The sequence below is a fragment of the Streptomonospora nanhaiensis genome (assembly GCF_026642255.1).
GTDB lineage: Bacteria > Actinomycetota > Actinomycetes > Streptosporangiales > Streptosporangiaceae > Nocardiopsis > Nocardiopsis tropica.
Map to the genome: position 1 here is coordinate 2,915,103 of NZ_CP113264.1, position 15,048 is coordinate 2,930,150.

The following is a 15,048-nucleotide window of genomic DNA, read 5'->3' on the forward strand; positions in this document are numbered from 1 at the left end:
CCGGCGGGGCGGGACGTCCCGCCCCGCCGGACATTCCGGCCCGGGGACCCCGCGCGATGCCGGACCGGCTCCCCGCCGGGGAGGGCCGCAGCCCCGGCCCCGCCCGCGTCCCGCTCGTCAGTCCTGGGGAGGCGGGGTGGACCCGGTGCGCCCGCCGGTCCCCGTCGCGGTCCCGCCACCGCCCTCGCCGGTACCGCCGTCCTCGCCGGGTCCGCTGTCGTCCCCGGGGGGCGCGCCGCCGTTCCCGGCCTCCCCGGTGTCCGCCGCGGGCCCCTCTCCGGCCCTGGCCGCCGAGAGCAGGTGGTGCTCCTCCACCTCGTACCGGCGGATGTAGGTGCTCAGGAAGGCCTGGAGGCTCGCGCCCATCGGCAGCGCGAGCAGCGCGCCGGGCGCTCCCAGGATGGCCACGCCCGCCAGGACCGAGCCGAAGGCCACCGCCGGGTGCATGTCCAGGGTCTTGGCGGTGATGCGCGGCTGGAGCAGGTAGTTCTCGAACTGCTGGTAGACGATCACGAACACCAGCACCCACACCGCCGGCCAGACCCCGACCAGCAGGGCCACGAGCACCGGGACGGCCCCGCCGATGTAGGTGCCGACCGTGGGGATGAACTGCGACAGCACGCCCACCCACAGCGCCAGCGCGAACGCGAAGGGGATGTCCAGCACGACCAGCACGGCGTAGTGCGCGCCGGCGCAGACCAGTGCCAGGAGCGCCCGCGAGTACAGGTAGCCGCCGGTCTTCTCGATGGCGATCTCCCAGGCGCGCAGCGTCTCGCGCTGCGTGCGGGGCGGCAGCACCGAGCAGATCACGCGGCGGAAGCGCGGCCCGTCGGCGCACAGGTAGAAGGTGAAGAGCGCGATCGCCAGGCCGTTGAAGAGCAGGGCCATGACGGTCGTCCCGGCCCCCCAGACGTTGTCGGCGATCGCGGAGGCGTACTGCTCGACGACCCCGCTGGCGCTGGAGATCTCGTTGAGCAGGGTCGTGGGCGAGTAGGTGGTGTCGAACGTGGTGTTGACCCAGTGCAGCGCGGCGCGGATCATCGCCGGCACCTCGGCGGCGAAGGCCAGGACCTGACCGACGAGCATGGACCCGAGCAGGCTGAAGAACGCCACGACCAGCGCCATGACCAGGAGCATCACGGCCCCGGTCGCGGGACCGCGCGGCCAGCGGTGCCGGTGGAGCCAGTTGACGGCGGGTTCCAGCGCGAGCGCCAGGAACAGCGAGATCAGCAGCAGCACGATGAGGTTCTGCAACCGCAGGAACAGCCACAGGGCGATGCCGAACGCCGTGACGATCCACATGGCCAGCATCATGGCCCGGGGGAGCCAGGGCGGCATGCCGCCACCGCGGTCGGGGCGCGGGGCCCTGGGAGGCATGGTGCTCGTGTGCAAGCCGGTCTTCCTTCTGTGTGCCGCGCACGACGAAGCGCGCGGCGGTGCGGGGGTGTCTCCCCGGACGATAGCGGTCCTCGCAGGGTGTTTCGCCCCTTCGGCACGGCCCGCGTGAGATCGAGTGACCTCGTCACCGGTCTTCCTCCCATCGTGGGGGAGGACCGATGACGCGTGGGCGCGGCGCGTGCTTCACCCGTCCGGGGGCGTCGTGGTGCGGTGGTGGTGCCAGTGGCGGATCGCGGCGCCCAGGCAGGCGGTGTCGGCGGCGTCCACCCGCTCCCGGGCGGCGTCCAGGCGGGCCTGGGCCGCGGCGACCTGTTGCTGGGCGGCGATCTGGGCCAGGCGTGCCAGCCCCGCGGCGGCGTCGGCCGCCGCCCGCTCCCGCTCGTGCATCGCCGTGTGGGCGCGGTGTTCGGCGTGCTCGGTGTAGGGGCGCAGGAGCGGGGTGCCGTCGCTGGAGGGCGCGTTCACCCTGGTCCCTCCCTTCTCAGGGGTGGTGCGGCTGGGTGCGCAGGGTGGTGATGAGGTCGCTGATGCGGGCGGCGGCGGTGGGGTCGCCGTGGGCGGTGGCCAGGTTGCGGACCTCTTCCAGGGCCACCAGGACGGCTCCGCCGTCGCGCGGGGTGGTGAGCAGGGCGTTGATCTGGGTCTGGGGGTAGCGGCGGTGTCCGCCGAGGGTTTTGACCGAGGCCAGGCGGCCGTCCTTTTCCCAGCGGGTGACGGTCTTGGGGTCGACGCGGAAGAGGCGGGCGACCTCTGCGGGGGTGAGCAGGGCGTCGGCGTTCTCGACCAGGTCGGGCAGGGGCGCGGTGGGCACGGTGGTTCTCCGTCAGCGTGTGTTGTCGGTTGTCGGGCGTGTGCGGGTGGGTGGTCGATGGTGGGTGGGGGTCCGGGCCGGGGAAGTACGACCGGACCCGAGTGGGTAGGGCGGGGCCGCCGGCCCCCCTTATCGGCGGCGGCCCCGCGGCCCGGTGGTGTTCCACCGGGCGGGGAACCCCCGGGTGTACGGCCCGAGGGCGTGTGGTGCGAGGGGGACGGGTTCCCGGCAGGGGGAGGGGGCGGTCTCCGGCCGGGAACGGTGTCCCGCAGGTCAGGGGTTCTCGATGACCGCGCGTACGGTCAGAGGGCCGAGGGCGGTGCCCTTCCACTCCCATTCCCAGTCCCAGTACACGGCGAGGTGGTCCACCAGGTGGAGGCCGGGAAGCGGGGAGCGGTGGGCGTCGCCCAGGCGCGGACAGGGGACGGCGGTGCCGCCCAGGGGGCCGCCGTCGGTCACGGCGACGGTGACCAGGAACGGGTTGACGTCGATGACCACCCGCACGGTCCCGCCGGGGTCCCCCGAGCGGGTGTGCCGGTGCGCGTTCGACACCAGGGCTCGCGCGACCTGGAGGACGTTGCGCCTGGGACGGCGGGGGACCACGGTGTGCACCCAGTTGGACAGGGCGCTGTAGTCGCGCTCGTGGCCCAGAAGAATGCCGTGCCGGTGGGGCTCGGAAAACCCGATCCGGTGCGGGTAGGGCACAGCGGGCCCGGACGCGGGATCTGGTTTCGGTGCCGGGGTGGCGGTAGGCTTCATTCGTCTCACCTCGTGTCTTTGCGGACAGGTGGGGCATTTGCCTCGGCGGCCGCTCTCTACTTCGGCCGCCGAGGCTCTTTTGTGCCCGACTTAGCCGCCCCACCGCATGCCTGCGATGGCTTGGCCTTGGTCCAGAATGCGGCCAGAATTAGCTGTCTCATAGCTTCCGGAATGATCTCGGGATTCCGTGATCCTGAATGGGCCACTCTTGCTAATCTGGCACGCATGATCCTTACTCCCTTTCAGGAAGCTCTCATCAAGTTTCGAGAGCTAGCAGGGCTCACTCAGCGACAACTAGCTGATCGGAGTCAGACATCGCATTCGAGCGTGAACCGTTGGGAGCGCGGGACAGGGACACCAAAAAGGGACAATGTTGCACTTTTGGATAGCGCTCTTGGGGCCCAGGGTGTCCTTCTAGCTGCGTGGCGGAGGACCACGGAAGGTACCGGACTACCTGACTGGGCGAGGGATCTGGAATCCATCGAGCGCACGGCGAGGCACCTGACTGCGATCACTCCCGCGATGGTGCCGGGCTTGCTCCAATGTCCTGCGGTCGCCCGCGCTGTGTTCCGAGCCGGACTCCCTGGGGCGTCACCGGGAGATCTTGCGCGTTTGGTCGCGCTGCGGACGGAGCGACTGAAAGAGCTGCCTGATATGGATGTGACGGCTGTGTTCCCGGCAGCGGCAGTAGCCGGGCTTCCCGCCGACCTTCGCCAGGCGCAGGCCGTGTATCTCCTAGAGTGGGCCGCGACGGGGCGGGTGAGCCTGCATCTCGTACCGCAGGGGGCGACGCTCCTCGTGCCTGCAAGCCCGCTCATGCTGTTCCGGCTGGGGACGGGGGATCTAGCGGTCGTCAGTGACCACGCCGACGGTAACGTGATCCACGAGGACACCTCGCACGACAGACTTTCCGGTGAGGTTACGGCCGCTCTTGCTGCTTCCCTGCCAGTTGGCCTCTCGCTGGACGAACTTAGGAAGATGACTTGAGCACCACCATCGAATGGCATAAGTCCAGCTACAGCGCCAACGGTGCGAACTGTGTGGAGGTCGCGGAGGGGCCGGTGACCGGCGTCCGTGACACCCAGAACCGAGAGTTGGGCCATCTTGCGGTGCCTGCTCCGGAGTGGGCCGCTCTGGTGAGCGCGGTTCGCGGCCTGTAGTCACCGAAAAAGAACCGGTCCCGCCCAGGCGTAATGGGCGGGACCGGTTCTGTTCAGCGGGTTCAGGCTACCCGGGGGCAGGGTGCTTCACCAGGACCGAAGACCTCACACGGCGCGGTGGCCGAACCAGGTCACCCGAACTGCGACGATTCGCGATCCTTGGTCCCGTCATGGGGTAGGAACCGGGCGTTATCGCTGACGCAAGCTGAGAGTGGTGGCACGCGATGGTCGCACGTTCTTCGAGGCAGCATCACATGATGACTGAGGACTGGAACAAGTCCACCTACAGCAACGCCGAAGGGGGGCACTGCGTGGAGGCCCGCAGTGACCAGGCCACGGTCCTGGTCCGCGACACCCAGAATCGACCGCTCGGCCACCTGTCGGCCCCGGCCCCCGAGTGGACCGCTCTGCTGGCGGCGGTGCGCAGCCGGTAGTCACCGAGAACGGAACCGGTCCCGCCCGGGCGTCATGGGCGGGACCGGTTCTGTTCAGCGGGTCCAGTCCGCTTCATCGCAGGACGCGGTCGCCGCCGTCACCCGCGTGCAGGGGCGTCGATGTTCACTTCCGACAGCTGGAGAAGTCGCTGTGAGGTGGTCTCGTCGGCAGGCGTCATCACGGTCAGCCGGTGACCGGTCTCCGCGACGTTGGTCGAGACGAAATTGAGCTGCAGCAAACCGACAAGCGGACTGTTCAGCCGCTTGGTCTCCAGGTGCTGGAGCATGACGTCGTGCCGGTCCCACAGCTGTGAGAACTCCTCCGACCGCTGCCGCAGCTCTTCGACCGTCGTGCTCGCGGTGCGTCCTGTGTCGGTGCCGGCGACCGCGCGCAGCTGCGCGACCATCCGGGCGGCGACGATGTCGTCGTCGACGTAGCGGCTGCGCCAGTCGGCGTTGGTGAAGAACTGCAGCGCGCAATTCCGCTCGGCGGGCGGTATCCGGTCCATGTCCGTGAACAGGAAGCGATAGGAGAGGTTGTAGGCCACCACGTCGAACACGCTCGTCTGCAGGCACGCGGGAAAGGGATCGAGTTTGTCCAACACCGGCTGGTACGCCGCCAACAGCGACGCGTCGAGCGCCGACGGCGCGGTCGACCGGGTGTGCACGCCGGCGAGGCGTTCCAGGTGCCGCTTCTCGGTGGCATCCAGGTGAAGGGCTCTGCCGACCGCGGTCAGGACCTGCGTGCTGACGTTGATCGGCCGCCCCTGCTCCAGCCAGGTGTACCAGGTGACGCCCACTCCGGCGAGCACCGCGACTTCCTCACGTCGCAGGCCGGGCGTGCGGCGGCGTCCGGTGGCGGGAAGCCCCACCCGGTCCGGGGTGAGCCGCTCGCGTCGGGTGCGCAGGAAGGCGCCGAGCTCGCGCCTGATCGCAGGGGGCCGGGGACTTGTCATGCCTCCACCATGCCTCACGTGCGGACCGGTATCCAGGTTCGGTCAATACCCCCATAAACAGGCTCCTGGTACCAGGATGACGCCGCTGCCAGGGTCGAGACGTGACCAGAGAACCGAGAACGCAGACACCCTCCCCGCAGGTCGAGGGTGACCACGAGACCCGCAGCGCCCCGCCGACCCCGTCAGCGACCACGGAAGGGACGCCGCCCGCGACGCTGGGCACGGCCGGCCTCCTGACCGCGCTGTCCGCCCTGCTGCTGTCGGTGGTGAGCTTCGCCGCGGCGGGCATCGCCGTACCGAGTATCGGTGCCTCGCTGCAGGCTTCGGCGTCCGAGCAGTCGCTGGTGGTGTCGGTTTACTCCCTGGGGTTCGCCGCGCCGATGGTCGTCGGCGGACGTCTGGGCGACCTGTACGGAAGGCGGCGGCTCTTCCTGTTCGGCATGGCCGGATTCACCGCGTTCTCGCTGATGGCGACCCTCGCGCCGACCATCGCCGTGCTGATCGTCGCCCGTGCGCTCACCGGCGTGTCGGCGGCGGCGATGGTGCCCCAGGTGCTCGCGACGATCACGGCCTCCACGCATGGACGCGAGCGCGCCCGGGCGGTGGCCCTGTTCGGAGCGACCGCCGGCGGCGCGACGGCGGTGGGTCAGGTCCTCGGAGGCGTCCTGCTGTCGGTCCCCCTGTTCGGCTCCCCCTGGCGCACGGTCTTCGCGATGAGCGTCCTCACGGGCGTCGTCGCGTTCCTCGCCGCTCTGCGCTGGATGCCCAGCACCGACGCGCCGGGCGACCGTTCACTGGACCTGATCGGCACCGCCCTGCTGGGGGCGGCACTGCTCGCGCTGATGATCCCCTTCTCCCAGGGTGGTGCGCTCGGTTGGCCCGGGTGGTGCTGGGCGCTGCTGGCGGCCAGCCCGGTGGCGTTCGCGGCGTTCTGGACGCGGCAGCTCCGGCTGCACCGCCGCGGTCTGGTCCCGCTCGTCCCTCCGCCGCTCCTGCACCTGAAGTCGTACCGACTCGGCCTCCTCATGGCCCTCCTGCTCCAGTCGGCCTTCGGCGCGTTCACGTTCCTTTACGCGCTCTCCACGCAGACCGGTCTGGGCTGGTCCCCGATGGGCGCGGCCGTCGTGCTGCTGCCGTTCGCGCTGTGCTTCCTGGTCGTGTCGATCTGGTCGGGAAAGCTGGCGCCCCGCTTCGGGTTCCGCCGCCTGCTGACGATCGGCGGGTTCGTTCAGGCGGCGATGCTGGTGGTGACCGCGACATCGGTGCTCGTGCAGAGCCCGGGGATGAGCGGGTGGGCGCTGGGCGCTCTGCTGGTCGGCGTCGGGTTCGGTCAGGCGCTCATGTTCGGGCCGCTGGTCGGAGCGATGATCGCCGACGTTCCGCCCTCCTCGGCAGGAGCGGCTTCCGGGGTCGTCCAGACCACGCAGCAAGCCGCCATGGGGCTCGGGGTCGCGGTCGCCGGAGGGCTTCTGGGGGCTGCGACGGCCGACTCCACCGTCCCGGTCGAGCAGGCCTACGCGACGGCACTCGCGGTCTGCATGCTCGTCCAGGCCGCGTTCGCCATCGTCTTCGCCCTCCTCGCCTTCGCCCTGCCCAGGCGCTGAGCCGGGAAGCGCCGGGTCGGGAACGAGCGGCCCGGCGGCGGCACTGTGAGCCGACGCCCACGGGGCGTCGGCTCACAGCCCTGGGGTCGGTGGCGGTTCGGGCGGGGGCGCACGGGTCGCACGCGACCGGTCGGAGGCCGCCCTCGCGCAGGGGGTCGTCACGCCGGGAGAGGACGGCCCCGGAGCAGGGAGTCGGCCCCCGCCACGGTTCGCCGCGGGGGCCGTCTCACGCCATGGTGTCGTGACCGTGCGCGGCGTCGATCCAGGCAGTCTTCTCGCATCCGGTGCCGACGATGCTGGCGTCGACGAGTTCCACGTTCCGGCACTCGAACACGTCGGTGTTCGCCAGGGACATGATGGAGCCGGCCCCCTCCCCGTTGCCGATGCAGCCCGTCGCCCGGACGTCGCCGCCCCGGGGGAAGATGTGCGTGCAGTCGTACTCGGCACGACCCTGGGCGTGCGCCGGGACGGCGAGGGCGGCGAGCAGGACGGCGGACAGTGCCGCAGCGGTGTACATGCGCTTCATGGTGACTCTCCGAGCCCGTTGGTGACCTTGCGTGGTCAGCATGCCAGTGAAAAGCGCGCCGCACCTGCGGTTCCGCGATCCAGGCCTGACCGGGCAACCACACCCCGTCTCCGCCCCGCTCCGGAGGCCGGACCGAAGGGCTGCGTGCCACACTCGGGTGCGGCCCGGCTCAGCCGTGCAGCCGGCCAAGGACGGCGACCCGCGCCCAGGCGGAGGTAACAGTGAAAGGCCCCGACTTGTCGCACGGTGCGCGTATCGCCGCCCACGGCGCGGTCTCCACGGCCCTGGCCCTGTACAGCGATCGCGCCCTGCGCGAGCTCGTGGACACGGCCGTGCCGATCGGATCCGGCATCGGCGGGACGTCGGCCCTGCTGGAGATCGCCGGAACCCCGGTCTTCGTGAAGCGGGTGCCCCTCACCGACCTGGAGAGACAGCCCGAACACGTCCGATCCACGGCGAACCTGTTCGAGCTGCCCGCCTTCTGCCAGTACGGCACCGGCGCCATCGGCAGTCCGGGCTTCGGGGCCTGGAGAGAGCTCGCCGTGCACACCATGACGACGAACTGGGTACTCGCGGCGGAGCACGAGGGCTTCCCCCTGATGTACCACTGGCGGGTGCTGCCGGATTCGACGCCCCTGCCCCGAGAACTCGCCGACGTCGAACGCGCCGTCGCCTACTGGGGCGGCGGATCGCAGGTGCGCCGCCGGATCGAGGCGCTTCAACGGTCCTCGGCGAGCGTCACACTGTTCCTGGAGTACATCCCGCAGAACCTGCACCAGTGGCTGAGCGCCCAGGTCGCAGCGGGCGACGATGCCGTGGACCAGGCCTGCGCCATGGTGGAGGGAGGACTGGAGGCCACCACCTCGTTCATGAACGCGCGGGGGCTCCTGCACTTCGACGCGCACTTCGAGAACATCCTCACCGACGGCCGGCGACTCTACTTCGCGGACTACGGCCTCGCGATCTCCTCCCGGTTCGCGCTGTCGTGGGAGGAGGCCGACTCCTTCGACCGGCATCAGTCCTACGACCGCTGTTACATCGCCACGTATCTGGTGAACTGGCTGGTCACCGCCCTGTACGGATTCGAGGCGGAGGACCGGGACGGCCGCCAGGAGCGGGTGCGCTCCTACGCGGAGGGCGGACGCCCCACCGGAATCCCGGAGGGGGCCGCAGCGGTCATCGCCCGGCACGCGCCCGTCGCCGCCGTGATGTCGGACTTCAACCGCGAGTTCCGGAGCCGGAGCAGGCGGACCCCGTATCCGCTGGAGGAGATCCGCCGGGTCGGCCGCACGTACAGCACGTCCGTCGACTGACGAACCCATAGGACAGACGCCGCTCCGTACCGGGCTGCCAGGCCGAGGACGACTTGTGGCACCAGTGGTCCGTCGCGGCTCATCGCGTTTGCTTCCGGCCCATCACGGGTTCGGCGGGGCCTTCCCCCTCTTCCTCCGCCGGACAGGACCGTGTCGGCAGGGCGCGCCGCACCGGCGGGTCATGGGAGTCCGCGCGCGGCGTCCCGCCGGGCGATCAGATCACCTCGCGTTCTTCCGTGACCATGACGCCGATCGACTTCTGGTCGATGAACACGGCCTCGTCCGGGTTCACCTTCGACCGGTAGTTCTCGGACGCGAAGAACGCGTCGTGATCGGCCCAGTTCTCGAACCAGATCTCCGTGAGGCCGTCGTAGGCGGGTTCCGGGTAGCCCTCGGCCGAAACCGGGTGGGAGACGGCGTACTTCTTCACGTAGCGCAGCGCCTCGGGGATGGAGGTGAACAGAGGGGCGTGCCGGTTGCGGTGATGGTCGACGAACTCGTCGATCTCCATGCCTTCGACGCGGTTGACCAGATAGACGAACTTGATCACGAGGGTGCTCCTGTTGATGTCGCGATGTGCCGGTGGCGGCGCATTCCGTGGATACGGGAAGCGGCCAGCGCTACGGTAAATGCTCACATCGATGTGAGTGTCAAGCGGAGGACGGTGAAACAGGATGCGGATCGGCGAGCTGTCGCGTCGCACGGGTGCGAGCAGACGTTCCCTGCGCTACTACGAGGAGCAGGGCCTCCTCGAGAGCACACGCTCGGCCAGCGGTCAGCGGCACTACAGCGAGGAGCATGTGGAGCGCGTGGGACTGATCCGGGCGTTCCTGGCGGCGGGCGTATCGAGCACCGCGATAGCGGACATGATCCCGTGCATGAAGCGGCCCTCCGTCGACGAGGCGCGACGCGCGGCGAGGACGATGGCCAGGGAACGCGCGCGACTCACCTCGGCGGTCGAGTCCCTCCGCGTGTCCATGAACTCGCTCGAGGACCTCATGGAGACGAACAGGCGTTACCTCGCTGAACACTCCTAGGTCCTGGTGCGTGTCGTGGGCGGGGTGTTCTCGCAGGCCACAGTGTTCCCACCCCGGGGGCGTGGGGGCCTCTGAGGCCGAAGCAGGCCAGACACGTCCCCCGACCCCGTCGTCGGGCGTGGCTAAAGTACCCACCATGCACGAATCCGGCCCCCCGCCTCCCCAGGGTCCCCGCCCTCCCCGACAGCCCGGTCACCAGCCGCCCCCCGGCCCCCAACCGCACTCCGGACCACAGACTCCGCCCGGCCACCGGCCTCCTCCCGGACAGCCGCAGGGCCGCTCCCGTCCCGGGCAGCCGCCCGCACAGCAGGCCCCGCCCAAGAAGGGCTCTGTCGGCAGGACCCTCGCCTGGGTCGGCTGCGGCTGCGCCACCGTCCTCCTCCTCGTCATGGCGGCCGTCGGCTTCGGCGGCGCGTACTACTTCGGCTGGTTCGGCCCGGAGGACGTCCACGCCTCCCCGCCGGGTCCGTGCGATCTCCTGGACACCGACGCCGCGAGCGAGATCGCCGGGAACGGCGAGGGCCTGGAGGTCTATGAGGCCGACCACTCCTACGCGTACGGCGCCGAGGGCCTGGAGTGCGTCGTCACCCCCGGCTACGGGGCCGCGTCCGGACACGAGGTGGACCTGCGCACCACCGTCTTCACCAGCCGGGTGGACGGGATCCGCAAGGAGAACGGCGTCGAGGCCGCCACGGGCTACTTCTACGGCAGCCGTCCGGAGTCGGACGGCTCCGAGTCCGCGACCTGCCCGGACGGCAGGCTCCCGCTCAGCGGCACCGCGAACGGTTCCGGGCACGCCCTGTACCGCATGGACAACCTCGTCGTCGAGGTCGAGGTACTGCCCGCGGGCGACGAGGCCGAGGAGACGCTCGACGAGGCGGGCCGTACCCAGGCGGCCGTGGACCTGCTCTGCGACGCCGTCTCCGGCATGGAGTGACCGCGGTCCGCGGCCGCCGCACACGCGAACACTCCGGCCCGCCTCCGCGCACGCGGAGGCGGGCCGGAGGCCTGTTCGCCGTCTCCGGCACGGGTTGGGTCCGTTTAGCCACAGCCCCGGTCGCCACAGCCCTGGTCGACACGGCCCCCACGGGTGGCATGCGCCTGCGCGCGTCGACCGTTCGGGACGTCCGGACGGTGGCGGACCGACGGCGGCGACTTGACCGGAGGCAGCCTCCGTTTTAAGCTCGCTCCTGTGCGGAGGCAGACTCCGTTTTTCGAGGAGCCGGAAACACCGAGGTCAGGGGGGCGTATGGGCGCCAAGGGACAGCAGGGGCGCAAGCCCCGGGCGGACGTCCAGCGCAACCGCGCCGCCCTCCTCGAAGCGGCGCAGCGCCACTTCCTCAGAGTCGGGGTCGGCGCCTCCCTGGAGGCGGTGGCCAAGGAGGCGGGCGTCGGACCGGCCACGCTGTACCGGCACTTCCCCACCCGGGAAGCGCTGCTGGCGGCCGTGCTGCAGACGCGGTCCGAGGAACTCGTGGCCCGCCAGGAGGACATCGCCCTGCTCGGCGACGCCTCCGAGGCGCTGCGGCAGTGGCTGCGGGCCCTGGAGGAGTACTTCAGCGCCTTCAGCGGGCTGCCGGAACCGCTCATGGCCGCGGTCCGGGAACGGGAACCGGACAACCCGCTCACCCTCCCCTGCGACGAACTCATCGCCACCACCGACGAGTACGTGCGGGCCGCACAGCTCGCGGGGCACGCCCGCCCCTCGGTGAAGGGGTACGACCTCTACCTCGCGGCCGTCTCCGTCGCCTGGATCAAGGGCTCCGGCGCCACCGACGAGGAGTCGCTCGACCGGCTGCGCGCACTCATCGAGAGCGGATACCGGGAACAGGACGGCGAGGAGTAGGCCGCCGGCCTCCCTCCCCGCCGGATCCCGGCGCCGTCGGCCGTCCCGGCAGCCGTGCGCTCCCGCCTGCCCGGCCACCCATCACACCGCGCCGCACCCTCCTCGGGACGGCGCGCCTTCGAGAGGGACACACCATGAGGATCGGCATCATCGGCGCGGGGGAGATCGGACGGACGCTGACGCGCGCGTTCAGCGCGGGCGGCCACGACGTCCAGGTCGCCAACTCCCGGGGCCCCGAGACGATCGACGCCTCCGCGCTGGAGCACGGGGCGGAGGCGGTGACCGCGGCCGAGGCCGTCCAGGGCAAGGACGTGGTCATCCTGTCCGTCCCCTTCACACGGATTCCGTCGCTGGCGGCCCTCCTGACCACCGTGCCCGACGAGACCGTGGTCATCGACACCTCCAACTACTTCCCCCACCTCGGCGGCCCCGTCGAGGCGGTGGAGAAGGGTCAGGTGGAGAGCCTGTGGGTCGCAGAGCAGCTGGGACGGCCCGTCGTCAAGGCGTGGAACGCCGTCCTGGCCGGCACCCTGCAGACCAAGGGCGTCCCGGTGGGGACCCCGGGCCGCATCGCGCTTCCCGTCGCGGCCGACTCCCCGGAGGCGCGACGCCTGGCCATGCGCCTGGTGGACGAGAGCGGTTTCGACCCCTATGACGCCGGGACGCTCGCCGATTCCTGGCGCCAGCAGCCGATGACGCCCGCCTACTGCACCGAACTGGGATTCGAGGACCTGGGACCGGCCCTGGAGGCGGCCGACCGGGAGGAGGCCCCGCGCAACCGCGTCCGCATGATGGAGCGCTTCGCCGCGCTCACCTCCGCGCCCACGCTGGACGAGACGGTCGAGCTCAACCGCTCGCTCCACCGCTGACACACGACCCGCCCTGAGACGTCCCCGTGGCCACCGCTGTGCCCACGGGGACGAGCACCGTCAAGAGGAGACGCCGTGCCCACCACCGCCTCACCCTTCACCGACATCGCGCTCGCCCGGCGCTCGCCCCGCCAGTTCCTGCCCGCCCCCGTGTCCCCGTCGGACATCCGCGGCGTGCTGGACGACGCCCAGACGGCACCCTCCAACAGCAACACCCAGCAGTGGACGGTGCACGTCGTCTCGGGCGCGGCTCGGGACGCCCTCAGCAAGGAACTGCTCCGGGCCGAGGAGGAAGGGCGGACCTCCCCCGACTTCACCGCCGACTACGGGGACGGCGTCTACCAGGAGCGGGCGCAGGCCCAGGCCGCGGGCCACTACCGGGCCCGGGGCATCGAACGCGCGGACCGGGAGGGCAGGAGACTCGCGGTCCGGGAGAACCTGGAGTTCTACGGCGCCCCGCACGTGGCCTTCCTCTTCATGCCGGTCATCGGCGACGGGGTGCGCACGGCCGGGGACATCGGCATGTACGCGCAGAACTTCCTGCTCTCGCTGGCATCCCGCGGGCTCGGGGGCATCCCGCAGACCATCCTCGGGTTCTACGCCGACACCGTCCGCGAGTTCCTGGGCGTCCCCGAGGACCTCAAGCTCCTGTTCGGCATCTCCTTCGGCACGGCCGACCGGACCGCGCCGGTGAACGAATTCCGCCGGGGACGGGTCCCGCTCCGGCAGAGCGTCGTCCTGCACGACACCCCCGGGGTCATCGACGGGCAGTAGCGCCCCGGAACCGGTGTCGTCGCGCGGACGTCAGCGGCAGTTCCGAAAGGCGCAGGTGGCACCGGGTCCCGGGCGGCTCCGAAAACATCTGGTTCCCGCTCGTCCCGTTCGGTACAGTCGCCGGGTCGTCTCGCCGAGGGGCGCCCACGGAGTTCGCGTGCGGCCTCCCCGGCGGTTCCCGGACCGAGAGTGGGTTGCGTTCATGGCATGCCGTATCAGTGAGCTCGTGCTCGGTTGCCGCGATCCCGAGGTGCTGGCGCGGTTCTGGTGCGAGGTCCTGGACTTCGTGGTGCTCGACCGCGAGGACGACGGCACGTTGGAGATCGGTCCGCGCGAGGGGTTCGGCGGTCCGCAGCCGACGATCATCCTCAGCCGCAGGGACGAGCCGGAGAAGGGGAAACCCCGGCTGCACATCGACGTCAACGCCACCGACCGCGACCAGGACGCCGAGCTCGAACGGCTCCTCGCGCTCGGCGCCCGCCCGGCCGACATCGGCCAGACGGGGGAGGAGCAGTGGCACGTCCTGGCCGACCCCGAGGGCAACGAGTTCTGCCTGCTCAAGGCCCGCCTCAACCCGCTCTGACGCCTCGTTCCCCCTCGTGATGATCTTGTACTTATAGCGAGGTTGGGCGCCGAGACCGGCTATAAGTACAAGATCGTCCGGGGCAGAACCCCTCGCGTCACACCGGCAGTGGTTCCGGTCAGCCCGTCGGCGCCCGAGGTGTGACCCGGTCCAGAGCGAAGTCCGGGCCCGACCGCAGACCGAGCAGGGTGAAGCCGCGGTTGCGGGCAGCCGGCTGTCATCCCGGCGTCGAGCACCTGGTGGAGGCCGTCGAGCCGGACACGGGCGGTCCAAGGGGCGGGTCAGCTGTCGAAGCGGGCTGCGAGACCGTCCAGGACGATACCCAAGTGTCGCTCGAACCGCTGGTCGCCGTGGTCGCGCAGGTGACCGGCCTCTTTGACCAGCGGGACGTCCGGCCCCAGCCACGCGTCGCGCTGGTCGATCGAATAGCGCGACGGGTCGGTCCCGGCCGACTGCTGCTGTTCCTGTTCCTCGATGACGAAACCGACGACGAAGGCGACGGCCAGGTCGATGGCGTCGTCGGCATCGGCAAGGCCGACTCCTTGCGCGGTCCAGCGCGCGAGCCACGGTTCCTTCATCCGGACCACGTCGGGGTCGGCGATGCGCGTACCGCTGAAGATACGGGCCCCGTCCCGGTGGAGCAGGAACTCCGAGCGCAGGATCCGCGCGTAGGCGGCGAGGTCCTCTCGCCAGCCGTCGGCCGGCGGAAGGGCCGACACCGCGGTGGTGACGCGCCGCATGACGGCGGTGCTCATCTCGTCGAGGAGTTCCTGCTTGTTGCGCATGTGCCAGTACAGGGCAGGCGGGCGCACCTCGAGCCGGGCGGCGAGCGCGCGGACGGTGAGGCCGTCCAAGCCTTTGTCGTCGAGCAGGCTCAGTGCCGCTGTCACGATCTGTTCCCGAGTGATCCCCTTGGCCATGTTGACAGCTTAACAAAGTTCAGGCAGTCTGATCGCACCAAGAACTTAACTTAGTTAA

Annotated in this window: 18 protein-coding genes and 1 pseudogene; 11 read left to right on the forward strand and 8 right to left on the reverse strand. The window is 70.6% G+C overall.

The window, feature by feature from the left end; genetic code table 11:
* Positions 1 to 117: 117 nt before the first annotated feature.
* From OUQ99_RS12525 to OUQ99_RS12540, 4 genes and pseudogenes are all read right to left on the reverse strand, one after another.
* The gene (locus tag OUQ99_RS12525; protein WP_267950359.1) at positions 118 to 1,338 is read right to left on the reverse strand and encodes an AI-2E family transporter; all 1,221 of its coding nucleotides are present in this window, start codon (positions 1,336 to 1,338) and stop codon (positions 118 to 120) included.
* 243 nt (positions 1,339 to 1,581) lie between these two features.
* Entirely contained in the window at positions 1,582 to 1,863 is a 282-nt protein-coding gene (locus OUQ99_RS12530) for a hypothetical protein (protein WP_267949614.1), read from the reverse strand.
* A gap of 157 nt (positions 1,864 to 2,020) precedes the next feature.
* Positions 2,021 to 2,185, reverse strand: a pseudogene (locus OUQ99_RS12535) (BldC family transcriptional regulator); the annotation flags it as partial.
* Between the two features lie 297 nt (positions 2,186 to 2,482).
* Positions 2,483 to 2,914: an ATP-binding protein gene (locus OUQ99_RS12540; protein WP_267949615.1), complete on the reverse strand. Its 432-nt coding sequence runs from the start codon at positions 2,912 to 2,914 to the stop codon at positions 2,483 to 2,485.
* Between the two features lie 279 nt (positions 2,915 to 3,193).
* On the opposite strand from OUQ99_RS12540, the gene OUQ99_RS12545 reads away from it, so the two are divergent.
* The 3 genes from OUQ99_RS12545 to OUQ99_RS12555 all read left to right on the forward strand — a co-directional run bounded on the left by OUQ99_RS12545 (position 3,194) and on the right by OUQ99_RS12555 (position 4,562).
* On the forward strand, positions 3,194 to 3,955 hold the full coding sequence (locus OUQ99_RS12545; RefSeq protein ID WP_267949616.1) for a Scr1 family TA system antitoxin-like transcriptional regulator: 762 nt from the start codon (positions 3,194 to 3,196) through the stop codon (positions 3,953 to 3,955).
* Positions 3,952 to 4,128, forward strand: a complete 177-nt coding sequence (locus OUQ99_RS12550; protein WP_267949617.1) for a DUF397 domain-containing protein — start codon at positions 3,952 to 3,954, stop codon at positions 4,126 to 4,128. The genes OUQ99_RS12545 and OUQ99_RS12550 overlap by 4 nt, the downstream gene beginning before the upstream one ends.
* A 254-nt stretch (positions 4,129 to 4,382) precedes the next feature.
* Positions 4,383 to 4,562 carry a DUF397 domain-containing protein gene (locus OUQ99_RS12555; protein WP_267949618.1) on the forward strand — a complete coding sequence of 60 codons (180 nt, stop codon included), beginning with the start codon at positions 4,383 to 4,385 and terminating at the stop codon, positions 4,560 to 4,562.
* 98 nt (positions 4,563 to 4,660) lie between these two features.
* Here the strand turns inward: OUQ99_RS12555 and OUQ99_RS12560 are convergent, their stop codons facing one another.
* The gene (locus OUQ99_RS12560; protein ID WP_267949619.1) at positions 4,661 to 5,518 is read right to left on the reverse strand and encodes a helix-turn-helix transcriptional regulator; all 858 of its coding nucleotides are present in this window, start codon (positions 5,516 to 5,518) and stop codon (positions 4,661 to 4,663) included.
* 101 nt (positions 5,519 to 5,619) lie between these two features.
* Between OUQ99_RS12560 and OUQ99_RS12565 the strand changes: the two genes are divergently transcribed.
* A complete protein-coding gene (locus OUQ99_RS12565) occupies positions 5,620 to 7,122 on the forward strand; it encodes an MFS transporter (protein ID WP_267949620.1) in 1,503 nt (500 codons plus the stop codon).
* Between the two features lie 226 nt (positions 7,123 to 7,348).
* Here the strand turns inward: OUQ99_RS12565 and OUQ99_RS12570 are convergent, their stop codons facing one another.
* Positions 7,349 to 7,648 (reverse strand): hypothetical protein, encoded by a 300-nt coding sequence (locus tag OUQ99_RS12570; protein WP_267949621.1) that lies wholly within the window; start codon positions 7,646 to 7,648, stop codon positions 7,349 to 7,351.
* A 221-nt stretch (positions 7,649 to 7,869) separates the two neighbouring features.
* Here OUQ99_RS12570 and OUQ99_RS12575 point away from each other — a divergent pair, with 221 nt between their 5' ends.
* Entirely contained in the window at positions 7,870 to 8,961 is a 1,092-nt protein-coding gene (locus OUQ99_RS12575; RefSeq protein ID WP_267949622.1) for a protein kinase family protein, read from the forward strand.
* 214 nt (positions 8,962 to 9,175) lie between these two features.
* Here the strand turns inward: OUQ99_RS12575 and OUQ99_RS12580 are convergent, their stop codons facing one another.
* Positions 9,176 to 9,511, reverse strand: a complete 336-nt coding sequence (locus OUQ99_RS12580; RefSeq protein WP_267949623.1) for an EthD domain-containing protein — start codon at positions 9,509 to 9,511, stop codon at positions 9,176 to 9,178.
* A 124-nt stretch (positions 9,512 to 9,635) separates the two neighbouring features.
* Here OUQ99_RS12580 and OUQ99_RS12585 point away from each other — a divergent pair, with 124 nt between their 5' ends.
* The 6 genes from OUQ99_RS12585 to OUQ99_RS12610 all read left to right on the forward strand — a co-directional run bounded on the left by OUQ99_RS12585 (position 9,636) and on the right by OUQ99_RS12610 (position 14,070).
* On the forward strand, positions 9,636 to 9,998 hold the full coding sequence (locus OUQ99_RS12585) for a MerR family transcriptional regulator (RefSeq protein WP_267949624.1): 363 nt from the start codon (positions 9,636 to 9,638) through the stop codon (positions 9,996 to 9,998).
* Positions 9,999 to 10,134: 136 nt separating this feature from the next.
* A complete protein-coding gene (locus OUQ99_RS12590; RefSeq protein WP_267949625.1) occupies positions 10,135 to 10,935 on the forward strand; it encodes a hypothetical protein in 801 nt (266 codons plus the stop codon).
* 312 nt (positions 10,936 to 11,247) lie between these two features.
* Positions 11,248 to 11,844, forward strand: coding sequence for a TetR/AcrR family transcriptional regulator (locus OUQ99_RS12595; protein WP_267949626.1), 597 nt, complete (start codon positions 11,248 to 11,250; stop codon positions 11,842 to 11,844).
* An 80-nt stretch (positions 11,845 to 11,924) separates the two neighbouring features.
* Positions 11,925 to 12,713: an NADPH-dependent F420 reductase gene (locus OUQ99_RS12600; RefSeq protein ID WP_267950360.1), complete on the forward strand. Its 789-nt coding sequence runs from the start codon at positions 11,925 to 11,927 to the stop codon at positions 12,711 to 12,713.
* A 75-nt stretch (positions 12,714 to 12,788) separates the two neighbouring features.
* Positions 12,789 to 13,487 (forward strand): nitroreductase, encoded by a 699-nt coding sequence (locus OUQ99_RS12605; protein ID WP_267949627.1) that lies wholly within the window; start codon positions 12,789 to 12,791, stop codon positions 13,485 to 13,487.
* Positions 13,488 to 13,689: 202 nt separating this feature from the next.
* Positions 13,690 to 14,070, forward strand: a complete 381-nt coding sequence (locus OUQ99_RS12610; protein WP_267949628.1) for a VOC family protein — start codon at positions 13,690 to 13,692, stop codon at positions 14,068 to 14,070.
* A 281-nt stretch (positions 14,071 to 14,351) separates the two neighbouring features.
* Here the strand turns inward: OUQ99_RS12610 and OUQ99_RS12615 are convergent, their stop codons facing one another.
* Positions 14,352 to 14,990 (reverse strand): TetR/AcrR family transcriptional regulator C-terminal domain-containing protein, encoded by a 639-nt coding sequence (locus tag OUQ99_RS12615; RefSeq protein ID WP_267949629.1) that lies wholly within the window; start codon positions 14,988 to 14,990, stop codon positions 14,352 to 14,354.
* Positions 14,991 to 15,048: the final 58 nt, after the last annotated feature.

Coding starts and splice junctions, on each gene's coding strand:
- OUQ99_RS12595 (WP_267949626.1), top strand. CDS start 11,248: ATGGGCGCCAAGGGACAGCAGGGGCGCAAGCCCCGGGCGGACGTCCAG.
- OUQ99_RS12610 (WP_267949628.1), top strand. CDS start 13,690: ATGGCATGCCGTATCAGTGAGCTCGTGCTCGGTTGCCGCGATCCCGAG.
- OUQ99_RS12560 (WP_267949619.1), bottom strand. CDS start 5,518: ATGACAAGTCCCCGGCCCCCTGCGATCAGGCGCGAGCTCGGCGCCTTC.
- OUQ99_RS12590 (WP_267949625.1), top strand. CDS start 10,135: ATGCACGAATCCGGCCCCCCGCCTCCCCAGGGTCCCCGCCCTCCCCGA.
- OUQ99_RS12615 (WP_267949629.1), bottom strand. CDS start 14,990: ATGGCCAAGGGGATCACTCGGGAACAGATCGTGACAGCGGCACTGAGC.
- OUQ99_RS12555 (WP_267949618.1), top strand. CDS start 4,383: ATGATGACTGAGGACTGGAACAAGTCCACCTACAGCAACGCCGAAGGG.
- OUQ99_RS12525 (WP_267950359.1), bottom strand. CDS start 1,338: ATGCCGCCCTGGCTCCCCCGGGCCATGATGCTGGCCATGTGGATCGTC.
- OUQ99_RS12585 (WP_267949624.1), top strand. CDS start 9,636: ATGCGGATCGGCGAGCTGTCGCGTCGCACGGGTGCGAGCAGACGTTCC.
- OUQ99_RS12570 (WP_267949621.1), bottom strand. CDS start 7,648: ATGAAGCGCATGTACACCGCTGCGGCACTGTCCGCCGTCCTGCTCGCC.
- OUQ99_RS12545 (WP_267949616.1), top strand. CDS start 3,194: ATGATCCTTACTCCCTTTCAGGAAGCTCTCATCAAGTTTCGAGAGCTA.